Source organism: Pseudomonas sp. CFBP 5748 (genome assembly GCF_053850495.1).
Genome location: NZ_JBSPTN010000007.1, coordinates 39,489 through 62,439 on the forward strand (window position 1 = coordinate 39,489; position 22,951 = coordinate 62,439).

Annotated in this window: 19 protein-coding genes; 7 read left to right on the plus strand and 12 right to left on the minus strand. The window is 61.7% G+C overall.

Features of this window, described 5'->3' with window-relative positions; genetic code table 11:
* Positions 1–112 precede the first annotated feature (112 nt).
* The 3 genes from ACWNZ1_RS17280 to ACWNZ1_RS17290 are packed head-to-tail and all read left to right on the plus strand — an operon-like array spanning position 113 to position 5,321.
* Positions 113–1,216: an efflux RND transporter periplasmic adaptor subunit gene (locus ACWNZ1_RS17280; RefSeq protein WP_265072578.1), complete on the plus strand. Its 1,104-nt coding sequence runs from the start codon at positions 113–115 to the stop codon at positions 1,214–1,216.
* Complete coding sequence (locus tag ACWNZ1_RS17285; protein WP_135843136.1) at positions 1,213–2,277, plus strand: efflux RND transporter periplasmic adaptor subunit; 1,065 nt, start codon at positions 1,213–1,215, stop codon at positions 2,275–2,277. The genes ACWNZ1_RS17280 and ACWNZ1_RS17285 overlap by 4 nt, the downstream gene beginning before the upstream one ends.
* Positions 2,274–5,321, plus strand: coding sequence for an efflux RND transporter permease subunit (locus tag ACWNZ1_RS17290; protein ID WP_135843137.1), 3,048 nt, complete (start codon positions 2,274–2,276; stop codon positions 5,319–5,321). The genes ACWNZ1_RS17285 and ACWNZ1_RS17290 overlap by 4 nt, the downstream gene beginning before the upstream one ends.
* Before the next feature lie 129 nt (positions 5,322–5,450).
* Here ACWNZ1_RS17290 and ACWNZ1_RS17295 read toward each other — a convergent pair whose 3' ends face one another.
* Complete coding sequence (locus tag ACWNZ1_RS17295) at positions 5,451–7,670, minus strand: heavy metal translocating P-type ATPase (RefSeq protein WP_256454044.1); 2,220 nt, start codon at positions 7,668–7,670, stop codon at positions 5,451–5,453.
* Between the two features lie 86 nt (positions 7,671–7,756).
* On the opposite strand from ACWNZ1_RS17295, the gene cadR reads away from it, so the two are divergent.
* Positions 7,757–8,203, plus strand: a complete 447-nt coding sequence (cadR, locus tag ACWNZ1_RS17300) for a Cd(II)/Pb(II)-responsive transcriptional regulator (RefSeq protein ID WP_256454045.1) — start codon at positions 7,757–7,759, stop codon at positions 8,201–8,203.
* A 136-nt stretch (positions 8,204–8,339) separates the two neighbouring features.
* Here cadR and ACWNZ1_RS17305 read toward each other — a convergent pair whose 3' ends face one another.
* The 3 genes from ACWNZ1_RS17305 to ACWNZ1_RS17315 form a co-directional block, all read right to left on the minus strand.
* Entirely contained in the window at positions 8,340–9,311 is a 972-nt protein-coding gene (locus tag ACWNZ1_RS17305) for a thymidylate synthase (protein WP_456027768.1), read from the minus strand.
* A gap of 47 nt (positions 9,312–9,358) precedes the next feature.
* Positions 9,359–10,168 carry a prolipoprotein diacylglyceryl transferase gene (gene lgt, locus ACWNZ1_RS17310; protein WP_256454047.1) on the minus strand — a complete coding sequence of 270 codons (810 nt, stop codon included), beginning with the start codon at positions 10,166–10,168 and terminating at the stop codon, positions 9,359–9,361.
* A 68-nt stretch (positions 10,169–10,236) separates the two neighbouring features.
* Positions 10,237–11,019, minus strand: a complete 783-nt coding sequence (locus tag ACWNZ1_RS17315) for a sulfite exporter TauE/SafE family protein (RefSeq protein WP_265072580.1) — start codon at positions 11,017–11,019, stop codon at positions 10,237–10,239.
* 148 nt (positions 11,020–11,167) lie between these two features.
* Between ACWNZ1_RS17315 and ACWNZ1_RS17320 the strand changes: the two genes are divergently transcribed.
* The gene (locus ACWNZ1_RS17320; RefSeq protein ID WP_135843143.1) at positions 11,168–11,914 is read left to right on the plus strand and encodes an NRDE family protein; all 747 of its coding nucleotides are present in this window, start codon (positions 11,168–11,170) and stop codon (positions 11,912–11,914) included.
* A gap of 60 nt (positions 11,915–11,974) precedes the next feature.
* On the opposite strand, the gene ptsP is transcribed toward ACWNZ1_RS17320, so the two are convergent.
* Entirely contained in the window at positions 11,975–14,254 is a 2,280-nt protein-coding gene (gene ptsP, locus ACWNZ1_RS17325; protein ID WP_456027769.1) for a phosphoenolpyruvate--protein phosphotransferase, read from the minus strand.
* Between the two features lie 22 nt (positions 14,255–14,276).
* Entirely contained in the window at positions 14,277–14,756 is a 480-nt protein-coding gene (locus tag ACWNZ1_RS17330) for an RNA pyrophosphohydrolase (protein ID WP_003186867.1), read from the minus strand.
* Positions 14,757–14,899: 143 nt separating this feature from the next.
* Here ACWNZ1_RS17330 and ACWNZ1_RS17335 point away from each other — a divergent pair, with 143 nt between their 5' ends.
* The gene (locus ACWNZ1_RS17335) at positions 14,900–15,556 is read left to right on the plus strand and encodes a histidinol-phosphatase (RefSeq protein ID WP_135843145.1); all 657 of its coding nucleotides are present in this window, start codon (positions 14,900–14,902) and stop codon (positions 15,554–15,556) included.
* 103 nt (positions 15,557–15,659) lie between these two features.
* Here the strand turns inward: ACWNZ1_RS17335 and ACWNZ1_RS17340 are convergent, their stop codons facing one another.
* Both ACWNZ1_RS17340 and ilvA read right to left on the minus strand, forming a co-directional pair.
* Positions 15,660–16,088 carry a DUF2269 family protein gene (locus tag ACWNZ1_RS17340; RefSeq protein WP_256454048.1) on the minus strand — a complete coding sequence of 143 codons (429 nt, stop codon included), beginning with the start codon at positions 16,086–16,088 and terminating at the stop codon, positions 15,660–15,662.
* Positions 16,089–16,134: 46 nt separating this feature from the next.
* Positions 16,135–17,649, minus strand: a complete 1,515-nt coding sequence (gene ilvA, locus ACWNZ1_RS17345) for a threonine ammonia-lyase, biosynthetic (RefSeq protein ID WP_135843147.1) — start codon at positions 17,647–17,649, stop codon at positions 16,135–16,137.
* Positions 17,650–17,786: 137 nt separating this feature from the next.
* On the opposite strand from ilvA, the gene rpiA reads away from it, so the two are divergent.
* Positions 17,787–18,461 (plus strand): ribose-5-phosphate isomerase RpiA, encoded by a 675-nt coding sequence (gene rpiA / locus ACWNZ1_RS17350; protein WP_135843148.1) that lies wholly within the window; start codon positions 17,787–17,789, stop codon positions 18,459–18,461.
* Between the two features lie 147 nt (positions 18,462–18,608).
* Here the strand turns inward: rpiA and ACWNZ1_RS17355 are convergent, their stop codons facing one another.
* From ACWNZ1_RS17355 to ACWNZ1_RS17370, 4 genes are all read right to left on the minus strand, one after another.
* Positions 18,609–19,523: an SdiA-regulated domain-containing protein gene (locus ACWNZ1_RS17355; protein ID WP_135843149.1), complete on the minus strand. Its 915-nt coding sequence runs from the start codon at positions 19,521–19,523 to the stop codon at positions 18,609–18,611.
* 118 nt (positions 19,524–19,641) lie between these two features.
* The gene (locus ACWNZ1_RS17360; protein ID WP_135843150.1) at positions 19,642–20,571 is read right to left on the minus strand and encodes an SdiA-regulated domain-containing protein; all 930 of its coding nucleotides are present in this window, start codon (positions 20,569–20,571) and stop codon (positions 19,642–19,644) included.
* A gap of 215 nt (positions 20,572–20,786) precedes the next feature.
* Entirely contained in the window at positions 20,787–21,452 is a 666-nt protein-coding gene (locus ACWNZ1_RS17365) for a fumarylacetoacetate hydrolase family protein (RefSeq protein ID WP_135843152.1), read from the minus strand.
* Positions 21,453–21,488: 36 nt separating this feature from the next.
* Positions 21,489–22,883, minus strand: a complete 1,395-nt coding sequence (locus ACWNZ1_RS17370; protein ID WP_135843153.1) for an FAD-binding oxidoreductase — start codon at positions 22,881–22,883, stop codon at positions 21,489–21,491.
* Positions 22,884–22,951: the final 68 nt, after the last annotated feature.

A 22,951-nucleotide genomic window follows, 5' to 3' on the forward strand; every position in this document is an offset into this window, starting at 1 on the left:
TTAGTCTGCCTGATAGGCGCATCCATTGTGATGCTGTGCTTGGTGTTGAACCCTGTTCTAAGCTCACAGTCGTATCGTCACTGGCACGTTCGTACAACGCAAAGGAGTCTGCATGGCTGGTCCCCGAGTCAAACTTGTAGTTGGCCTGAGTCTGTGCGCGCTGGTGGCGGGATGCGGTGATAAAAACCCCGAGGAAAAAGCCCTGCCACGGGTGTTCGTGCAGCAAGCCGTGCCCTCCGAGTACGCGGCTTCGGTGACCTTGACCGGCGATGTCCAGGCCCGGGTGAAGACCGATCTGTCATTTCGCGTGGCCGGCAAGATCATCGAGCGCAAGGTGGATGTCGGTGCCCGGGTCTCGGCCCGGCAAGTGCTGGCCCGGCTCGATCCTCGGGATCTGCAGACCAACGTCGACTCCGCCGAGGCCCAGGTGGCCGCCGAACAGGCAAGGGTCAAGCAAAGTGCGGCGGCCTTCGTGCGCCAGCAGAAACTCTTGCCCAAGGGTTACACCAGCCAGAGCGAATACGACGCGGCCCAGGCGCAATTGCGCAGCAGCCAGAGTGCATTGACCGCTGCCCAGGCCCAGTTGGCCAACGCCCGTGAACAACTGAGCTACACCGCACTGATCGCCGAGGCCCCGGGGATCATCACGGCGCGCCAGGCGGAGGTTGGCCAGGTGGTACAGGCGACGGAGCCAATCTTCAGCCTGGCCCGGGACGGTGAGCGTGACGCGGTGTTCAACATCTACGAATCCTTGCTGCACGAACCACCGTCGGATCCCTCCATCGTCATCAGCTTGCTGGATAACCCGGACATCAAGACCACGGGTACGGTACGCGAGATTACCCCGGCGGTATCCGCCGAGACCGGCACCGTGCAGGTCAAGGTCACCCTCGACGATTTGCCCGAAGGCATGCGCCTGGGCTCGGTGGTCAGCGCCACCGCCAAATCCGCCGGCAAGACGGCGGTAGAACTGCCCTGGTCGGCATTGACCAAGAACCTCAGCGACCCGGCCGTGTGGCTGGTGGACGGCGAGGGCAAGGCGCAGTTGCAAACGGTCACTGTCGGTCGTTACCTGACCGGCAAGGTCATCATCAGCGACGGGCTCAAGGGCGGTGAGCAAATTGTCACTGCGGGCGGGCAACTGCTGCACCCCGGCGTGCGCGTCGAGATCGCTGAAAATCCCCATCAGCCACCCCAGACAGGAGCCCAGCCATGAAGCGTTGGTGGATGGTCTCGGCCGGGCTGTTGCTGGCTGCCTGTTCGAAGGAGGAAGCCCCACCGGAGCCGGTGCGACCGGTGTTGTCCATCGAGGTCCAGGCGCTTGACCAACAAGCCCTCGGGCGGTTCGCCGGGAGTATCCAGGCGCGTTACGAGAGCAATGTGGGTTTCCGCGTGCCAGGGCGGATCGCCAGTCGCAACGTTGATGTTGGCGCTGAGGTGAAGAAGGGCGACTTGCTCGCCACGCTTGACCCTACCGATCAACAGAACCAGTTGCGCGCGGCCCAGGGCGATCTGGCGCGGATCGAGGCGCAGTACATCAACGCCCAGGCCAATGCCCGTCGGCAACAACAATTGTTTGATCGTGGCGTCGGTGCCCAGGCGCAACTGGACATCGCCCAGACCGACTTGAAAACCACCGGTGCATCCCTCGAGCAGGCCCGGGCCTCGGTAGAACAGGCCCGCGACCAACTCAACTACAGCGAGCTGCGCAGCGATCACGACGCGGTCGTCACCGCCTGGAATGCCGAAGCCGGGCAGGTGGTTACCGCCGGCCAGCAAGTGGTGACCTTGGCCCGTCCGGACATCAAGGAAGCAGTGATCGACCTGCCGGCCGGGTTGGCCGAGCGCTTGCCCGCGGACGTGGTGTTCGAAGTCGCCGCGCAGTTGGACCCGGCCAGCCACACCACCGCCACCGTGCGCGAGATCGAGCCCCAAGCCCAAAGCGCCACCCGTACGCGCCGCGCGCGCCTGACGCTGACCGATACACCGCCAGGCTTTCGGCTGGGCACGGCCATCGGTGTGACCCTGAGTTCGACCATCGAGCCACGCATCGAGCTACCGCTCAGCGCGCTGCAAGAAGTCGACGGCAAGGCCCGGATCTGGCTGATCGACCCGCAGAACCAGACGGTCTCGCCCCGCGAGGTGCGGATTCTCGAGCGTTCAGGCGATTCGGTACTGGTGGCCAACGGCATCAAGGCTGGCGACCGCGTGGTCAGCGCCGGCGTGAACAGCCTCAAGCCGGGGCAGAAAGTGAAACTCGACGAGGACGCACGATGAAAGGGCCTTTCAATTTATCCGAATGGGCCCTGCGGCATCAGTCGTTTGTCTGGTACCTGATGTTCGTCGCGTTGTTGATGGGCGTGTTCTCGTACATGAACCTGGGGCGCGAGGAAGACCCGTCGTTCACCATCAAGACCATGATCATCCAGACCCGCTGGCCGGGCGCGACCCAGGAAGAAACCCTCAAGCAGGTCACCGACCGCATCGAGAAAAAACTCGAAGAACTCGATTCTCTCGACTACGTGAAAAGCTACACCCGACCGGGGGAGTCGACGGTGTTCGTGTACCTGCTCGACACCACCGGGGCCAAGGAAATCCCCGAGATCTGGTACCAGGTACGCAAGAAGATCGACGACATTCGCGGCGATTTCCCCCAAGGCCTGCAAGGGCCGGGCTTCAATGATGAGTTCGGTGACGTCTACGGTTCGGTGTACGCCTTCACCGGCGACGGGCTGTCGATGCGCCAACTGCGGGACTACGTGGAGAAGGTGCGCGCCGAGATCCGCGACGTGCCCGGGTTGGGCAAGGTGGAAATGCTCGGCGAGCAGGATGAAGTGCTGTATCTGAATTTCTCCACGCGCAAACTCGCCGCGTTGGGCATCGACCAGCGCCAGGTGGTGCAGAGCCTGCAGTCGCAGAATGCGGTGACGCCGGCCGGGGTGATCGATGCTGGGCCAGAGCGGATTTCCGTGCGCACGTCCGGGCAGTTCCAGTCGGAAAAAGACCTGGCCAACGTCAATCTGCGACTCAATGATCGCTTCTATCGACTGGCCGATATCGCGGATATCAGCCGCGGTTACGTCGACCCCGCGACCCCGATGTTCCGCTTCAACGGCACACCCGCCATTGGCCTCGCCATCGCGATGAAGAAGGGTGGCAACATCCAGGATTTCGGCCAGGCGCTGCACGCACGCATGAACGAACTGACCGCTGACCTGCCGGTGGGGGTTGGCGTGCACACCGTGTCGGACCAGGCCGAGGTGGTGGAAGAAGCGGTCGGTGGCTTTACCAGTGCCTTGTTCGAGGCGGTGATCATCGTCCTGGTCGTCAGCTTCATCAGCCTGGGCATACGCGCCGGGCTGGTGGTGGCCTGCTCGATTCCGCTGGTGCTGGCGATGGTTTTCCTGTTCATGGAGTACAGCGGTATCACCATGCAACGGATCTCTCTCGGTGCCTTGATCATTGCCCTCGGCCTGCTGGTGGACGATGCGATGATCACCGTGGAGATGATGGTCACGCGCCTGGAAAAAGGCGAAACCAAGGAGCAGGCCGCAACCTTCGCCTATACCTCGACGGCGTTCCCGATGCTCACCGGAACCCTGGTGACCGTGGCCGGCTTCGTGCCCATCGGCCTGAACGCCAGTTCCGCTGGTGAGTACACCTTTACCCTGTTTGCGGTGATCGCGGTGGCGATGCTGGTGTCGTGGATCGTCGCGGTGCTGTTTGCCCCGGTGATCGGTGTGCACATCCTCAGCACCAACGTGAAACCCCACAGCAACGAACCGGGACGGATCGGCCGGGCCTTCAACGGCGGTCTGTTGTGGGCGATGCGCAATCGTTGGTGGGCCATTGGTATCACCGTGCTGCTGTTCGTGCTGGCGGTGTTTTCCATGCGCTTTGTGCAGAACCAGTTCTTTCCATCGTCGGACCGGCCGGAAATCCTGGTGGACCTCAACCTGCCGCAAAACGCCTCGTTGGACGAGACGCGCAAAGCCGTCGACCGCCTGGAGGCGACCCTCAAGGGCGACCCGGACATCGCACGCTGGAGCACCTACATCGGCGAAGGCGCGATTCGTTTCTACCTGCCGCTGGATCAGCAACTGCAGAATCCGTACTACGCGCAACTGGTGATTGTCAGCAACGGCCTGGAGTCGCGCACGGCCCTCACCGAGCGCCTGCAAAAACGCCTGCGCGAGGACTTCGTCGGCGTTGGCAGCTACGTGCAAGCCCTGGAAATGGGCCCGCCGGTGGGCCGCCCGATCCAGTACCGGGTCAGCGGCAAGGACGTCGACCAAGTGCGCAAGCACGCCATCGAGTTGGCCACCGAGTTGGACAAGAACTCGCACATCGGCGAAATCATTTACGACTGGAACGAGCCGGGCAAGGTCTTGCGCATCGACATCGCCCAGGACAAGGCGCGGCAGTTGGGCTTGTCGTCGGATGACGTGGCCAAGCTGATGAACAGCATCGTCAGCGGCTCGCCGGTGACTCAGGTCAACGACGATATTTACCTGATCAACGTGGTTGGCCGTGCTGAAGATGCCGAGCGCGGTTCGCCGGAAACCTTGCAGAACCTGCAGATCGTCACCCCGAGTGGCACCTCGATTCCGCTGCTGGCGTTCGCCACGGTGCGTTATGAGCTGGAGCAGCCGCTGGTATGGCGTCGCGACCGTAAGCCGACCATCACGATCAAGGCGGCGGTGCGTGACGAGATCCAACCCACGGACCTGGTGAAGCAGCTGCAACCGGACATCGATAAGTTCGCCGCCGGCCTGCCGGTGGGCTACAAGGTCGCCACTGGCGGTACGGTGGAAGAGAGCAGCAAGGCCCAAGGGCCGATCGCCAGTGTGGTGCCGCTGATGCTGTTCTTGATGGCGACCTTCCTGATGATCCAACTGCACAGCGTGCAGAAATTGTTTCTGGTGGCCAGCGTCGCGCCTCTCGGATTGATCGGCGTGGTGTTGGCGCTGGTACCGACGGGCACGCCGATGGGCTTTGTGGCAATCCTTGGGATCCTCGCGTTGATCGGCATCATCATCCGCAACTCGGTGATCCTGGTGACCCAGATCGATGAATATGAACGAGACGGCTACGAGCCTTGGGATGCGGTGGTCGAAGCCACCCAGCATCGGCGTCGGCCGATCCTGCTCACCGCAGCCGCGGCGAGCCTGGGGATGATCCCGATTGCGCGGGAAGTGTTCTGGGGGCCGATGGCCTACGCGATGATCGGCGGGATCATCATCGCCACCCTGCTGACGTTGCTGTTCCTGCCGGCGCTGTATGTGGCCTGGTACAAGATTCGCGAGCCGAAACGCGATTGAAGGGCCGCAGTTTAGCCCTGTGGCGAGGGCGCTTGCTCCCGCTGGGCGCGAAGCGCCCCCGACAAGGCCTGCTGCGTAGCCCATCGCGAGCTTGCTCGCGATGAGGCCCGTCCAGCCACCCAGGACTTCTTATTTACGCAACAGCCGCAACCCATTGAACACCACCAACAAACTCACCCCCATGTCGGCAAACACCGCCATCCACATGGTCGCGAGCCCGGCAAAGGTCACCCCAAGAAAAATCGCCTTGATGACCAGCGCCAAGGCGATGTTCTGTTTCAGGATGCTTGAGGTCTGCCGCGACAGGCGAATGAATGTCGGAATCTTGCGCAGATCATCGTCCATCAAGGCGACATCGGCAGTCTCAATGGCCGTGTCGGTACCCGCCGCCGCCATGGCGAAGCCGATTTCCGAACGGGCCAGTGCCGGTGCGTCGTTGATGCCGTCGCCCACCATGCCGACGCGGTGACCCAGGGTGTACAAATCTTCGATGGCTTGCAGCTTGTCCTCCGGCAACAAATCACCGCGGGCCTGGTCCATGCCCACTTGCGCGGCAATCGCTTCGGCAGTGTGGGCGTTGTCGCCGGTGAGCATCAGGGTCTTGATGCCCAGCTCATGCAGTTGTTGGATGGCTTCGCGGCTGGATTCCTTCACGGTATCGGCCACGGCAAACAGCGCCAGGGGACCCGAGGCGTCGAGCAGCAGCACCACGGATTTGCCCTGTTTTTCCAGGGCGAAGAGTTTTGCTTCCAGTTCGGGGGAGCACAGGCCCAAGTCTTCCACCAGGCGGTGATTGCCCAAGTGATAGGTCTGGCCGTTGATGTCGCCGCGAACCCCTCGTCCTGGGAGTGCTGCGAAGTTATCCACACGCGGCGCCGGCGCTTGTTTATCCACAGCCGCGTTGGCAATCGCCCGGGATACCGGGTGGTCGGAGCGGGCGGCGAGGCTGGCGGCCAGGGCCGGGGCGCTGCTCTCCACGGTCGGGTCCAGTGCCACGTAGTCGGTTTGCACCGGTTTGCCGTGGGTGATCGTGCCGGTCTTGTCCAGGGCCAGGTAGTCGAGCTTGTAGCCACCCTCCAGGTACACGCCGCCCTTGACCAGAATGCCTTTGCGCGCCGCTGCGGCAAGGCCGCTGACGATGGTCACCGGGGTGGAAATCACCAGTGCGCAAGGGCACGCCACCACCAACAGCACCAGTGCCCGGTAGATCCAGTCGAACCACGTCGCCCCCATGAACAGCGGTGGGATAACGGCCACGGCCAGGGCCAGGACAAATACGGCCGGGGTGTAGACTTTCGAAAACTGATCGACGAAGCGCTGGGTCGGTGCGCGGGAGCCCTGGGCCTGTTCCACAGCGTGGATGATCCGCGCCAGGGTGGAGTGATCGGCCGCCGCGGTCACGCTGAATTCCAATTCACCGGCCTGGTTGATGGTGCCGGCAAACACCTTGTCGCCGATGGTTTTTTCCACCGGCAGGCTCTCGCCAGTGATCGGTGCCTGGTCAATGGTCGAACGGCCGGCGACCACGTCGCCGTCCAAGCCAACGCGCTCGCCGGGGCGCACCCGCACCCGCGCGCCGAGGGTGACGGTCTTGACATCCTGGGCCCGCCAGGTGCCATCGGCCTGTTGTACGGTGGCCTGTTCCGGGGCCATCTGCATCAGGCCGCTGATGGCGTTGCGCGCCCGATCCAGGGATTTGGCTTCGATCAGCTCCGCCACGGTGAACAGGAACATCACCATCGCTGCTTCCGGCCATTGGCCGATCAGTACTGCACCGGTCACCGCGATGCTCATCAGCGCGTTGATGTTCAGGTTGCGGTTTTTCAGGGCGATCCAGCCCTTCTTGTAGGTACCCAGGCCGCCGCTGAGGATCGACACCAATGCCACCAGCGCAACCACCCAATTGGGCGCGGCGTTGGTGAAGTGGATCAGCTCGGCACCCAGGGCGGTGACACCGGACAGCGCCAACGGCCACCAAGGCTTGGCCGGAGCGGGTGGGGTGTTGGTTGCTTTCTCCTGGCCGGGCGTCAACGGCTCGGCCTGCATGCCCAGGGATTGGATCGCACTGATGATCGGCCCGTCGCTGGGCAGATCGTGGGTCACGCCCAGTATGCGGTTGATCAGGTTGAATTCCAGTTGCTGCACGCCTTCGAGCTTGCCGAGCTTGTTCTGGATCAGCGTTTGTTCAGTGGGGCAGTCCATGGCTTCGATGCGAAAACTGCTTAGCCGTGCACCGTCCGTCGGCGCTTTGCCGAGGATGACCTGCGACGGGGCTGCTTTCGAGGCGCAGCAGGAGTGCCCGTGGTCATGGCCGTGGTCCGGCTTGTGGGTATGAATGGAATCGCTCATCGGGTTACGTCCGTGAAAAGTGCCTGTTGCACAGTAAAGACCCTGTAGCCACTATAGGGTCAAGCACCTATTTGGGAGGCAACGCCATGAAGATTGGAGAACTGGCAAAGATCACCGACTGCCAGGTCGAAACCATCCGCTATTACGAACGCGAAGGCCTGTTGCCGGAACCGGCCCGCAGTGACGGCAATTACCGCGTCTACACCCAGGCTCATGCCGAGCGACTGACCTTTATTCGCAACTGCCGCACCCTGGACATGACCCTGGAGGAGATCCGCAGCCTCCTGACCTTGCGCGACAGTCCCCAGGACCAGTGCGAAAGCGTCAACGCGCTGATCGACGAGCACATCTACCACGTCAAGGCCCGCATCGACGGCCTGCTGGCCCTGCAGGCACAACTGATCGACCTGCGCCATCGCTGCAGCGAAGGGCCGGACCTGGATCAATGCGGGATCTTGCAGCGCCTGGAGGTGAGCGGGGCGGTGGCGCCGGAGGTGGAGCATTCACATGTGGGGCGCAGCCACGGGCATTAAGCCGATCTTGAAATAGATGGAAATCCAATGTGGGAGCGGGCTTGCTCGCGAAGGCGGTGTGTCAGGCAAAGTGATGCTGCCTGACACTGCCTCTTCGCGAGCAAGCCCGCTCCCACAATAGTCTGATGGGGGGCTTTTAGACCGCCATCGGCGCGGTCATCGGCGCGTGGTGCTGGTAGCCTTCGAGGGAGAAGTCGCCCGGTTCCACCAGCTCCAGCCATTCAGGCTGGTACACACCGGTCTTGGCGAACTCCGGCACACGCTCGGAAATCACCAGTTTCGGCATCGGGAATGGCTCGCGCTTGAGCTGTTCCTTGAGCATGTCCAAGTGGTTTTCGTAGACGTGGGCATCGCCGATGAAATAGGTGAACCAGCGCGGCGTGTAGCCGGTCAGGCGACCGATCAGGCTCAGCAGCGCGGCGCCTTCAGTGAGATTGAACGGCGTGCCCAGGCCCAGGTCGTTGGAGCGGATGTAGAGGGTCAGGGAAATCTCCTGGGTCTCGACATTCGGGTGGAACTGGTAAAGCAGATGGCACGGCGGCAGGGCCATTTCATCGAGTTGGGCGCAGTTCCAGCCGTGGAACAGGATACGGCGACTACCCGGATCCTTGATGATGGTGTCGACGCACTGGCGCACCTGGTCGATGGCCTTGTACAGCACCACGTAGGCCTGGTCGTTTTCTTCGCCTTCGGCGATCTGCCGATAGCCCTGGGCCAGGGTCTGTTCGATGGCCGCCGGGTTGTTCAGGGGAATCTGCTTGTAGGCCGGCCATTTGCGCCATTGCACGCCGTAGATCTCGCCCAAGTCGTCTTCGCCCTGGCGGAACGGGTTGGCCAGCCACTGGGCGTTTTCGTTGGCGTTCTGGTCCCAGACCTTGCAGCCCAGGGCGCGGAATTCGGCGGCGTTGTTCACGCCGCGCAGGAAGCCGCACATCTCGCCGATGGCCGATTTGAAGGCCAGCTTGCGGGTGGTAATGGCCGGGAAGCCATTCTTCAAGTCATAGCGCAGCATAGCGCCGGGGAGGCTGATGGTGTTGACACCCGTGCGGTTGGCTTGTCGGGTGCCGTGCTCGATGACATTGGCCACCAGATCGAGATATTGCTTCATGTGTTACCTGTGTCCTTGAGTCCGGAGCGGTGCTCTGGGCTTCGAATTTAAACCTTGGCTGCCGCAGCCGGCGCACGATGATAAGCCAGCCAGATCAGCGCCAGGCCACCGATGATCATCGGCAGGCACAGCAACTGGCCCATGGTCAGCCAGTTCCACGCCAGGTAGCCGAGCTGGGCATCCGGTACGCGGACGAATTCGACGACGAAGCGGAAGATGCCATAAAAAAGGGCAAACATGCCCGACACCGCCATGGTTGGCCGCGGCTTGCGCGAGAACAGCCAGAGAATCAGGAATAGTGCCACGCCTTCGAGGGCGAACTGATAAAGCTGCGACGGGTGGCGCGGCAATTGCGCCGGGTCGCTGAACGGCGGGAAGATCATCGCCCATGGCACGTCGGTCGGCTTGCCCCACAATTCGGCGTTGATGAAGTTGCCGATGCGCCCGGCGCCCAGGCCGATTGGCACCATCGGCGCGACGAAGTCCATCAGCTGGAAAAACGACTTGTTGTTGCGCTTGCCGAACCACAGTGCTGCCAGCATCACGCCGATGAACCCGCCGTGGAACGACATACCGCCCTTCCAGACCTCGAAGATCAGCGTCGGGTTGGCCAGGTACGCGCTCAGGTCGTAGAACAATACGTAACCCAGGCGGCCACCGACGATCACGCCCATGGATAGCCAGAACACCAGGTCGGAGAGCTTTTCCTTGTTCCAGGTCGGGTCGAAACGGTTGAGCCGGCGCGACGCCAGCAGCCAGGCGCCGCCGATACCGATCAGGTACATCAAGCCGTACCAGTGGATTTTCAGCGGGCCGATGGCCAGGGCTACCGGATCGATCTGCGGGTAAGGCAGCATTGATATTCCTCGTAAACGTCAAAAATACCCGGGCGACACTGCCACCTCGGGATTAAGCCAGGATTGCGTCAGAACAGGAAACTTAAGCCTACGCAGAACAGCAAAGCGGCGAACAGCCGTTTGAGCAAGCGCGGCGACAGGCGATGAGCCAGTCGAGCACCGAAACGGGCGAAGACCATGCTCGTCAGGGCGATGCCCAACAACGCCGGCAAATACACAAAACCGAGACTATGGGCCGGCAACAGCGGATCTTGCCAGCCCAGAATCATGAAACTTAAAGCGCTGGCCAGGGCGATCGGCAAACCGCAGGCTGATGAAGTCGCCACCGCCTGCTGCATTGGCACGCTGCGCCAAGTCAGGAACGGCACGGTCAGCGAACCGCCGCCAATGCCGAAAATCGCCGAGGCCCAGCCGATCACCGTGCCGGCCACGGTCAATGCGGCCTTGCCCGGCACCGTGCGGCTGGCCTTGGGCTTGAAATCCAGGGCCAGTTGCACGGAGACGATCATGGCAAACACGCCAATGATCTTTTGCAGGTGCGGGCCGGAAATCGCTTCGGCGGTGATCGCGCCGAAACCGGCACCGATCAGGATCCCCACGGTCATCCAGGCGAAAATCGGCCAGCGCACCGCGCCTTTGCGGTGGTGCTCGCGCACGGCATTCACCGAGGTGAAGATGATCGACGCCAGGGACGTGCCGACGGCCAGGTGCGTCAACACCTGCGGGTCGAAGCCCTGCAGGGTGAAACTGAACACCAGCACCGGGACGATGATCATCCCGCCCCCCACGCCGAACAACCCGGCCAGCACACCGGCGCAGGCGCCGAGCAGCAGATAGAGCAAAAATTCCACCAGCGTCTCCCGCCCATCCCCGAAATAAGAGCGGCATGGTACCGGATCCCTGGCCTTGGGCTCTAGTGAAGGCGATGGATGTGGGGGCGATGTCTGGGTAGAGTGACTTATTCTTTCAACTGACTGGCATTGCTAACGGGACTACCTGATGTGCCTGATCATATTTGCCTGGCGCCCCGGCCACGCCCAGCCACTGATCGTGGCGGCCAACCGCGACGAGTTCTACGCGCGTCCGACCCTGCCCCTGGCCCAGTGGCCAGACGCGCCCCAGGTCCATGCCGGTCGCGATCTTGAAGCTGGCGGTACCTGGCTCGGCGTTACTGCCGATGGTCGCTTTGCCGCCCTGACCAATATCCGCGATCCGGGCCAGCTCCCGGCGTTCAAGTCGCGAGGCGAACTGGTGGCGCGGTTCCTGACCGGGAATCTGCCGATTGCCGAGTATTTGAGCGAAATCGTGCCCCGTGCCGGTGAGTTTGGCGGGTTCAACCTGCTGCTCGGCGATGGCACTGAGCTGTGGCACTTCAACGCTCGCGATACCCAGCCACAGCGCCTGGCTGAGGGTATCTATGGCTTGTCGAACGCGGGGCTGAACACGCCATGGCCCAAGGTGCTCAAGGCCCGGGCCGCACTGGCCGAGGTGCTGGACGATCCGCAGCCCGAGGCCCTGTTGGCGCTGCTGAACGACCCGCAGCCTGCTCCGGTGGCTGAACTGCCGGATACGGGCGTGGGGCTGGCGACCGAGATGTTGCTGTCGAGTGTGTTCATTGCCAGCCCGGCTTATGGGACGCGGGCGAGTACGGCGCTGATTATCCATGCCGATGGGAGTCGGCATATGGTCGAGCGCAGCTTCGGGCCCCTTGGAGGGCATTTGGGGGAGGTGGAGGTCAGGATCTAGCTTTTGTGATATCAGGTCTGGCCCTATCGCGAGCAAGCTCGCGATAGAGGCGCCGCAGGTTCAGAGCGTCTTGTTCGAAGCCGGATTGATCATCCGCGCCAGCCCAAGGTTCTTCAGCGCCAGCTGCAAGGAGCTGTGGATCACTTGCGGGTTGTCGATGGTCATCACCTCGGCCAGCAACTCCTGGGCCTTGCTGAGGTTGATCTGGCGCAGCATCCACTTCACTTTCGGCAGGTTGGTGGCGTTCATCGACAGGCTGTCAAAACCCATCGCCATCAGCAGCACCGCCGCTGCCGGGTCACCGGCCATTTCGCCACAGATGCTCACCGGCTTGCCTTCGGCATGGGCGTCACGCACCACATTCTGCAAGGCTTGCAGCACCGCCGGATGCAGGTAGTCGTACAGATCGGCGACCCGTGGGTTGTTGCGGTCCACGGCCAACAGGTATTGGGTCAGGTCGTTGGAGCCCACCGACAGGAAGTCCACCTGCCGTGCCAGTTCCTTGGTTTGGTACACCGCCGCCGGAATCTCGATCATCACGCCCACTGGCGGCATCGGCACGTCGGTGCCTTCGTCGCGCACTTCGCCCCAGGCCCGGTGGATCAGGTGCAGGGCTTCTTCCAGTTCATGGGTGCCGGAGATCATCGGCAACAGGATGCGCAGGTTATTCAGGCCTTCGCTGGCCTTGAGCATGGCGCGGGCCTGGACCAGGAAGATTTCCGGGTGGTCGAGGGTCACGCGAATGCCACGCCAGCCGAGGAACGGGTTGTCTTCCTTGATCGGGAAGTAGGACAGGGACTTGTCGCCGCCGATGTCCAGGCTGCGCATGGTCACCGGTTGCGGGTGGAACGCGGCCAGCTGTTCGCGGTAGATCGCCAGCTGTTCCTTTTCGCTGGGGAAGCGCTGGTTGATCATGAACGGCACTTCGGTGCGGTACAGGCCCACGCCCTCGGCGCCACGTTTCTGCGCCCGGGCGACGTCGGCCAGCAGGCCGGTGTTGACCCACAGTGGCATGCGGTGGCCGTCGAGGGTCACGCAAGGCAGGTCCCGCAGCGCGTCCAGGCCCAGGGACAGTTGTTTCTCTTCCTCCACCACATCGGCGAACTGCTTGCGCAGTACTTCGCTGGGGTTGGTGTAGACCTCGCCGTGGTAGCCGTCGACGATCATCTGGATGCCGTCAACCTTGGAGTACGGCAGGTCCACCAGGCCCATCACCGTCGGGATGCCCATGGCCCGGGCCAGGATCGCCACGTGGGAGTTGCCCGAACCCAATACCGAGACCAGCCCCGCCAGCTTGCCTTCGGGCACTTCGCCGAGCATGGCCGGCGTCAGTTCCTCGCTGACCAGGATGGTGTTCTCGGGGTAGACCAGGGTCTGCTGGCGCTCCTGCTGCAAGTACGCCAGCAGCCGGCGGCCGAGGTCCTTGACGTCGGAGGCGCGCTCGCGCAGGTAGGCGTCGTCCATCAGTTCGAAACGGTTGACGTGGTCGGTCACCACCTGGCGCAACGCACCCTGGGCCCATTGGCCGGTCTTGATGACCGTGGTCACTTCGCTGCCCAGGGAGGCGTCGTCGAGCATCATCAGGTAGACGTCGAACAGCGCACGCTCTTCAGGGCGCAGCTGCGTCGCCAGCTTGGCCGACAGGGCGCGCATGTCGGCGCGCACACCTTCGATGGCGGTCTTGAACAGCCCCAGCTCGGCGTTGATGTCGGTGATGGTCTTGTCCGGAACCACGTCGAGGTCGGCGGGTGGCAACATGACCACCGCCGTACCCACTGCTGCGCCCGGTGAGCCTGGCACGCCAACGAACTTGGCTTCCTGGATGCCCTTGCCCTGGCGCCCCAGGCCGCTGATCGAGCCGGTGGCCTCGGCGTGGGCGATAACCCCGGCCAGTTGCGCGCTCATGGTCACGAGGAAGGCTTCTTCCCCCTCGTCGAACTGGCGGCGCTCTTTTTGCTGGATGACCAACACGCCGACAACGCGGCGGTGGTGGATGATCGGTGCCCCGAGGAATGAGGCGTAGCGTTCCTCGCCCGTTTCGGCGAAGTAGCGGTAGCGCGGGTGATCCGCGGCGTTTTCGAGGTTCAGGGGTTCTTCGCGCGTGCCGACCAGGCCGACCAGACCTTCATTGGGCGCCATGCTGACCTTGCCGATCGAGCGCTTGTTCAAGCCCTCGGTGGCCATCAGCACGAAACGGTTGGTCTCGGGGTCCAGCAGGTAGACCGAGCAGACCTGGCTGCCCATGGCCTCTTTGACGCGCAACACAATAATCCCCAACGCCGCCTTGAGATCCTTGGCGGAGTTAACTTCCTGGACGATCTTGCGCAGCGTATTGAGCATGGCTCGGGGTCGAACTCCGTCGTCAGTCGCGCGTCAGCAGGCGCGGGGCAAGCTCTTTGAGAGCGCGTCGATACACTTCGCGCTTGAATGTCACCACCTGGCCCAACGGATACCAATAGCTGACCCAGCGCCAGCCATCGAACTCCGGTTTACCGGTCAAATCCATCCGCACCCGCTGCTCGTTGGAGATCAGGCGCAGGAGAAACCATTTCTGCTTCTGGCCGATGCACAGCGGTTGGCTGTGCGTGCGGACCAGGCGTTGCGGCAAACGATAGCGCAACCAGCCGCGGGTGCAGGCGAGTATTTCGACATCTTCTCGCTCAAGCCCCACTTCTTCGTTCAACTCGCGGTACAAGGCCTCTTCCGGCGTCTCCTGGGGGTTGATCCCGCCCTGGGGAAACTGCCAGGCGTCTTGATTGATACGGCGAGCCCATAGCACCTGCCCTGCATCATTCGTAAGAATGATCCCCACATTGGGGCGGAAACCATCGGGATCGATCACGGCAAGAACCTCGCAAACGCATGTCGCCGCATTGTTCCACAAAGGTTGTGAAAGCAGCAACGAGCCTGCCCACCTTATGTGCACTCTTGTGAAAAGTCCGTATTCTGGACGCCTTTCTTCAGAATTTTCAGCGAGTAACTGCAATGCGGCTGGCTTTATTCGACTTGGACAACACGTTGCTGGGCGGCGACAGCGATCACGCGTGGGGCGATTACCTGTGTGAGCGCGGTTTCCTCGACGCCGTCACGTACAAAGCGCGCAACGACGAGTTTTACCAGGATTACCTGGCCGGCAAGCTCGACAACGCCGAGTACCTGAATTTTTGCCTGGAAATCCTCGGTCGTACCGAAATGGACGTGCTGGCACAGTGGCATCTTGACTACATGCGCGACTGCATCGAGCCGATTGTGCTGCCCCAGGCCATCGAATTGCTGAAAAAGCACCGTGACGACGGCGACAAGCTGGTGATCATCACCGCCACCAACCGCTTTGTCACCGGGCCGATTGCCGAGCGCCTGGGCGTGGAGACGCTGATCGCCACTGAATGTGAAATGATCGACGGTCGCTACAGCGGTCGCAGCACCGATGTCCCGTGCTTTCGCGAGGGCAAGGTGACCCGGCTGAACCGTTGGCTGGAAGAGACCGGGCATTCGCTCGACGGCAGCTATTTCTACAGTGATTCGATGAACGATCTGGCGCTGCTGGAAGTGGTGACGCATCCGGTGGCGGTGGATCCGGATCCGAATCTGCGGGCCGAGGCCCAGAAACGGGGTTGGCCGGTAATCAGTCTGCGCGGCTGAAATCGTCATCGCGAGCAAGCTCGCTCCCACAAGAGATTGCGGCGCTCACACAATCCCTGTGGGAGCGAGCTTGCTCGCGATGGGGGCGGCACGGCCTAAAGCCTTAAACCGGCTTGGCCCCCATCAACCCCGCAATGGCGATAAAGCAGACAACACTGAACAGCGCCAAGGCAAAGGTCAATTTCCCATTGCCCGCCGCCGGCGCCTTGCGCAGTTTGTTCAGCCGCACCAGCAACCAGAACCCTGCCAGCGCCGCCACGGTGTAGAGCACGCTGGAAGCCAGCAGCCAGGTCTGCCCCAGTGGCCAGCCGACCTGATGGACCATCCACCACCCCGTGAAGGGCAGGCTCGCCAGTGCAAGGATCATCACCAGCCAGACAAACAGCCGAGGGCGTTGCAGCATGCGAGCCGCCGCCGTGGCATCGCCGTTGCGGCGCGTGCGCCAGACCCAGATGGCCAGCCCCAGGGCGCCCGCCAACAGCAACGCCGTCGCGACGACGTGAGCGAGTTTCAGTGCGGTTAACGTTTCCATCGTTCGATTTCCTTAAGTCTTGCCCAGCAGTCTAGCCTCGACTTTCTTAGCCCAGGAACAGCTGATACGCCGGGTTATCGCTTTCGTCCCAGTAGGGATAGCCGATTTCCTCCAAGGCTGCCGGTACCAGATGGCGTTCATCGTGGGGCACTTGCAGCCCCGCGACCACACGGCCATCCGCTGCGCCATGGTTGCGGTAGTGGAACATCGAGATATTCCAGCGCCCACCCAGCTTGTTGAGGAAGTTGAACAGCGCCCCCGGGCGTTCCGGGAATTCGAAGCGCAGCACCACTTCGTCGATGACGTGGGCCGCATGCCCGCCCACCATGTGGCGGATGTGCAGCTTGGCCAGCTCGTTGTCGGTCAAGTCCAGTACCGGGAAGCCTTGCGCGGTCAGGCTGGCGATCAGCGCGCTGCGCGGATCGTTTTCCGGGTGCGTCTGCACGCCAACAAAGATGTGTGCTTCGCTGCCGGTGTTGTAGCGATAGTTGAACTCGGTGATCTGGCGCTTGCCAATGGCTTCGCAGAACGCCTTGAAGCTGCCCGGTTTCTCGGGAATGGTCACCGCGATGATCGCCTCGCGGCCTTCGCCCAGTTCGGCGCGCTCGGCCACGTGGCGCAAGCGATCGAAGTTGACGTTGGCGCCGGAATCAATGGCCACCAGGGTCTGTCCGCTGATGCCCCGCGACTCTACATATTTTTTGATCCCGGCCACGCCCAAGGCACCGGCAGGTTCGGTGATCGAGCGGGTATCGTCGTAGATATCCTTGATCGCTGCACAGATTTCGTCGGTACTGACGGTGATCACTTCATCCACATAGTGCTTGCAGATATCAAAGGTGTGCTGGCCGATCTGCGCCACGGCCACGCCGTCGGCAAACAAGCCCACGGTGGGCAGTACCACTCGCTCACCGGCGGCCATGGCCGCTTGCAGGCAGTTGGAATCGTCCGGTTCGACGCCGATGATCTTGATCTCCGGGCGCAGGTATTTCACGTAGGCCGCGATCCCGGCAATCAGCCCGCCGCCGCCAACCGGGACGAAAATCGCATCCAGGCGCCCCGGGTGCTGGCGCAGGATTTCCATCGCCACCGTGCCCTGCCCGGCAATGGTGTGGGGGTCGTCATACGGGTGGATGTAGACGTAGCCCTTTTCGTCGACCAGTTTCAGCGAATAGGCCAGGGCTTCGGGGAACGAATCGCCATGCAGCACCACTTTGCCGCCACGGGAGCGCACGCCTTCGACCTTGATTTCCGGGGTGGTCTTGGGCATCACGATGGTGGCTTTGACGCCCAGCACCTTGGCCGCCAGGGCCAGGCCCTGGGCATGGTTGCCTGCCGATGCGGTGACCACGCCGCGTGCACGCTCTTCGTCGCTGAGTTGTGTCAGCTTGTTGTAGGCCCCGCGAATCTTGAACGAGAACACCGGCTGCAAGTCTTCGCGCTTGAGCAAAATGCTGTTGCCCAGCCGCTCGGAAAGCTGGCGAGCGGTCTGTAGTGGGGTTTCTACGGCAACGTCGTAAACGCGCGAGGTGAGGATCTTTTTGACGTACTGTTCAAGCATCGGAAAGCATCACTGAGCGGGTTGGGCAGGGCCAAGGAGTCTAACCCGGCTTTTGGCTGGGCGACCACACGAATCCCAAGGTTTTGTTGGGTTATACTCGCGCCCCTCTTTACTCCCTGCCCGCTTTCGGAGCCCGCATGACCCAGGATCAACTCAAACAGGCCGTGGCCCAGGCCGCTGTCGACCTCATCCTCCCGAAGCTGGATGACAAGAGCATTGTCGGGGTTGGCACCGGCTCTACGGCCAATTGCTTCATCGACGCGCTGGCGCAACACAAAGGCGCATTCGACGGCGCGGTCGCCAGCTCCGAAGCCACCGCCGCACGCCTGAAGGGCCACGGGATCCCGGTGTACGAGCTCAACACTGTGAGCGACCTGGAGTTCTACATCGATGGTGCCGATGAAAGCGATGCGCATCTGAACCTGATCAAGGGCGGCGGCGCGGCCCTGACTCGCGAGAAGATCGTCGCGGCCGTGGCCAAGACCTTCATCTGCATCGCCGACGCCAGCAAACTGGTGTCGGTGCTCGGTGCGTTTCCGTTACCGGTGGAAGTCATCCCGATGGCCCGCAGCCATGTGGCCCGTCAATTGGTGAAGCTGGGCGGCGACCCGGTGTATCGCGAAGGCGTGCTGACCGATAACGGCAATATCATCCTGGATGTGTACAACCTGCAGATCACCAACCCGGTGGAACTGGAAACCCAGATCAACGCCATCGTTGGCGTGGTCACCAACGGTCTGTTCGCGGCCCGGCCGGCGGATGTGCTGTTGTTGGGGACTTCTGAAGGGGTGAAGACCCTGAGCCGAAGCTAACCAAATTATTGAGCTGCACTCGAACCCTGTGGGAGCGGGCTTGCTCGCGAAGAGGCCATCACATTCAACATCGATGTTGGCTGCGGCACCGCTTTCGCGAGCAAGCCCGCTCCCACAGGGGGCCTGCGTCAGGCCAGGATCAGCAGATCAAGGCTGCGGTTTCTTGAATACGTAGAACAGATTCGGCTCGCTCACCACATACAGGTTGCCGTCGTCGTCCATGGCGAGTCCTTCGGCCTGGGGCACGGTTTTCTGCAAGCCTTGGCGGCCCTTGCTCAATGACAGCGTGCTCAACGGTCGGCCGTCGATATCCAGCTCGATAATCAACCTCGACTCATCGGACAGCGCCAGCAAATGGCCGCTGCGTTCGTCGTATTGCAGACTCGATAGATCGCGCACGAACAGCCCGGCGTCGCGCTTGGGGTTGTTGATCACATGAACTGCGTAGGACTTTTCCGGATTGTGGTGGGGAAACCCATGCACTTCATAAATCAGCATCGGGTCGCGTTCCTTGGCCACGAACAGCCGCTTGCCCACCGAATCGTAGGCCAATCCTTCAAACCCTTTGTTGCTGCTCATATGCACGCCGAGGGTCATTTGTTCAGCGTCGGCTGCATCGAGGAATTGGGTGTCGTCGGCGAGATGAACCTTGATCAGCCGTTGCTGGCGTTCATCGGTAATGACGTAGGTGTCTTCGCTGATGAATTCCACCGCCTCCGGATCACCGAAGCCGATCAAGGCGATGCGCCGCAGGATCTTGCCGTCGAGTGACAACTCGATCAGCTCGGCATTCTGGTTGGTGACGGTAAACAGGCTCTTGCGTATCGGATCGAACGTCAACGCCGAAACGTCGTCATTCAGGCCATCGATTGTCTGCGCCTCCACCGTGACCCGGTATTGGTCCAAGGCAATGACCTGCTCGCTGGTAGGTTTCCAGAGGGTATTGAGGTTGAACCAGGCGCGCTCGAACAGGCGCAGGTACTGCCCAGCAGCGATCAAAGCGATTAGCGAGATCGTAAGTAGCAATAAGATCAAAGGCTTAGGGCGGGCGAGTCGACGCATCTGGGTAAGCTCGGATAAGAACAGGTGGTTGGAATACCACGGCTGCCTGAACTGAAGCTTAATGGCTGTGTGCCACACCCTACAACGAAGGAGGAGTTGTCCTACAAAACTGGTGTTATCAGCGTTGTTTTTCGAAGCGGTAGAACAGGTTTGGTTCACTGACCATATAGATATTGCCAGCCTCATCAACGGTAACGCCTTCGGCACGGGGGATCGTGTCTTTCAGGCCGTTGAAGCCTCCGAGCAACGTCATGAAGCTGACCTGCTCGCCTTTTTCATCCAGCTCCAGCAGCAGATGGGAGTCGGCCGACAGCACCAGAAGATGATCGGTGCGCGGGTCGATGGCCAGTGCCGAGAGATTGCGCAGGTCCAGTTTATTGCTGATATGGATCTGCTTGTCGCCGTTAAGCAACTGGCTGCCGTCGCTTTTCCAGGTGAACAGCGCCGGCGGGCGTTCTTCGCCAAGTACCAGTTGCTGGTTGCTCGGGTCCCAGGCGATGCCTTCGAAGCCCTTGTTCTGGTTTTTTGAAGGTCCGAGATCGTAGTGAGGGAAATCGGCTTTGTTCAGTTCGCGGGTATGGGCATCTATCTGGACGATCGACAGCGTGTGCTTTCGCTCATCGGTTATGGCCAACAGGCCGTTTTCCATGTAGGAAACGCCTTCGGGATTGCTCCAGCCCACCAAAGGCATCTTGCGCAGTACGTCGCCCTGCAAGCTCAGCTCCGCCAGAAACGGGTTTTTGCCCATGACGGCGAACAGGGTTTTGGTCTGCGGGTTGTAGGTCACATCGGACGCTTCATCCTTCTCCAGGCCTGGCAGCGGCTTGGCGTCGATGACGGCGCGGTAGTTCGGCAGCCAGACGCTCTCTTGGCGCTGGGCCGGGCTCTGGAAGCGTTCCGACAGCCAGAGCAGGCCGCGATCATCCCAATGCATCGCAAACGCCAGGCCATAGGCAGCAGCCACCGCTAGCAGCGTCCAGGCGTACCAGGGCAGGGCGAAGCGAGAGCGGGCGGGGTTGGCGGGGGGCAGTGCTTGGGGCTTGGCCATCGGGGAATGCGTTCCAGAGAATTCGGCTAGGGGAATGGCTGGCTCAGATGCCGCATTCCCCGGAATTATCCGGATGGCATGTGAAAAAAACGGTAAATGGCGAGGCAGGATCCATATCCTGTGGGAGCGAGCTTGCTCGCGATGAGGCCATCACATTCGACATCGATGTTGGCTGGCACACCGCTATCGCGAGCAAGCTCGCTCCCACAGGGCGGTTAACGAACGCTGCTTTCGAAGCGGCTCGCCCCTGGCAACTCCAGTACCAGCTCATCGCCCACATTCAGCGGCCCGACGCCCGCCGGGGTGCCGGTGAGGATCACGTCGCCGGCCTGCAGCGAGAAGCAGCCCGCCATGTACTGGATCATCGGCACGATAGGGTTGAGCATCAGGCTGCTGTTACCGTCCTGGCGCACTTCGCCGTTGATGGTCAGGCGAACGGGGATGTCCGCCAGGTCGGCAAAGGTGCCGTTGGACACGAACGGTGCGATTACCGCCGCGCCGTCGAAGGACTTGGCCACTTCCCAGGGCAGGCCCTTGGCCTTGAGTTCGGCCTGCTTGTCCCGCAGGGTCAGGTCCAGGGCCGGGGCGAAGCCGGAGATGGCGTCCAGCACTTCTTCGACGCTCGGACGGGTCGACAATGGCTTGCCGATCAGCACGGCGATTTCCGCCTCGTAATGCACCGACCCGCGCTCGGTCGGAATGCTGAAACCGCCTTCCAGGGGTACCACGCAACTGCCGGGCTTGATGAACAGCAACGGTTCGGTGGGCACCGGGTTATCCAGTTCCTTGGCATGTTCGGCGTAGTTACGGCCAATGCACACCACTTTCCCTACCGGGAAATGAATACGGGTACCGTCGACATACTGGTGCTGATAGCTCATTACCGACTCCTGCTTCTGGGATTCATCAGGTGTTTTTTAAACCGCGAAAATCTTGCCGGGGTTCATGATGCCGTTCGGGTCGAATACGGCCTTCACCGCTTTCATGTATTCGATTTCCACTGGCGAACGACTATAGGTCAGGTAGTCCCGCTTGGTCATGCCGACGCCGTGTTCCGCGGAGATCGAGCCGTTGTACTTCTCGACGGTTTCAAAGACCCATTTGTTTACGGTTGCGCACTTGGCGAAGAATTCATCCTTGCTCAGGTTTTCCGGCTTGAGGATGTTCAAGTGCAGGTTGCCGTCGCCGATGTGGCCGAACCAGACGATTTCGAAATCCGGATAGTGTTCGCCAACGATCGCATCGATTTCCTGCAAAAACGCCGGGACCTTCGAAACGGTGACCGAGATGTCGTTCTTGTACGGCGTCCAGTGGGAAATGGTTTCCGAGATGTACTCGCGCAGCTTCCACAGGTTTTGCAGTTGGGTTTCGCTCTGGCTCATCACGCCGTCCAGCACCCAGCCTTGTTCCACGCAGTGTTCGAAGGTTTCCAGGGCGTGGTTGGCGACTTCTTCGGTGGTGGCTTCGAATTCCAGCAGGGCGTAGAACGGGCACTCGGTTTCGAACGGTGCTGGCACGTCGCCACGGTCCAGGACCTTGGCCAACGCCTTGTCGGAGAAGAATTCGAAGGCGGTCAGGTCGAGCTTGCCCTGGAAGGCGTGCAGTACCGGCATGATCGAGTCGAAGTCCGAGGTGCCGAGCACCATCGCCGTGAGGTTTTTCGGGGTGCGATCCAGGCGCATGGTGGCCTCGACCACGAAACCGAGGGTGCCCTCGGCGCCGATGAACAACTGCCGCAAGTCGTAGCCGGTGGCGTTCTTGATCAGGTCCTTGTTCAGCTCCAGCAGGTCACCCTTGCCGGTGACGACTTTCATGCCAGCGACCCAGTTGCGGGTCATGCCGTAGCGAATGACCTTGATCCCGCCGGCATTGGTGCCGATATTGCCACCAATTTGGCTGGAGCCGGCCGAGGCGAAGTCCACCGGATAGTACAGGCCGTGTTCTTCAGCCTTGTTCTGCAATTGTTCGGTGACCACGCCTGGCTGGCAGACGGCGGTGCGGTCGGTGAGGTTCACGTCGAGAATCTGGTTCATGTAGTCGAATGACACGACCACTTCGCCGTTGGCCGCTACGGCGGCGGCGGAAAGCCCGGTGCGCCCGCCCGAGGGCACCAGCGCGACTTTGTGTTCATTGGCCCAGCGCACGATGGCCTGGACCTGCTCGGTGGTCTTGGGGAAGACAATGGCGCTCGGCGCCGGGGCGAAGTGCTTGGTCCAATCCTTACCGTAAGCGTTCAGGGAGTCGGCATCGGTCAGGACCTTGCCAGGCTCAACCAGGGTCTTCAGCTCATCTATCAGGGCAGGATTGGTCATCGACAGAACTCTCGAACAATTCATGGTCATCCTGAGAACGCTTCACGTCGCAGGAATGAGTGTTTAGC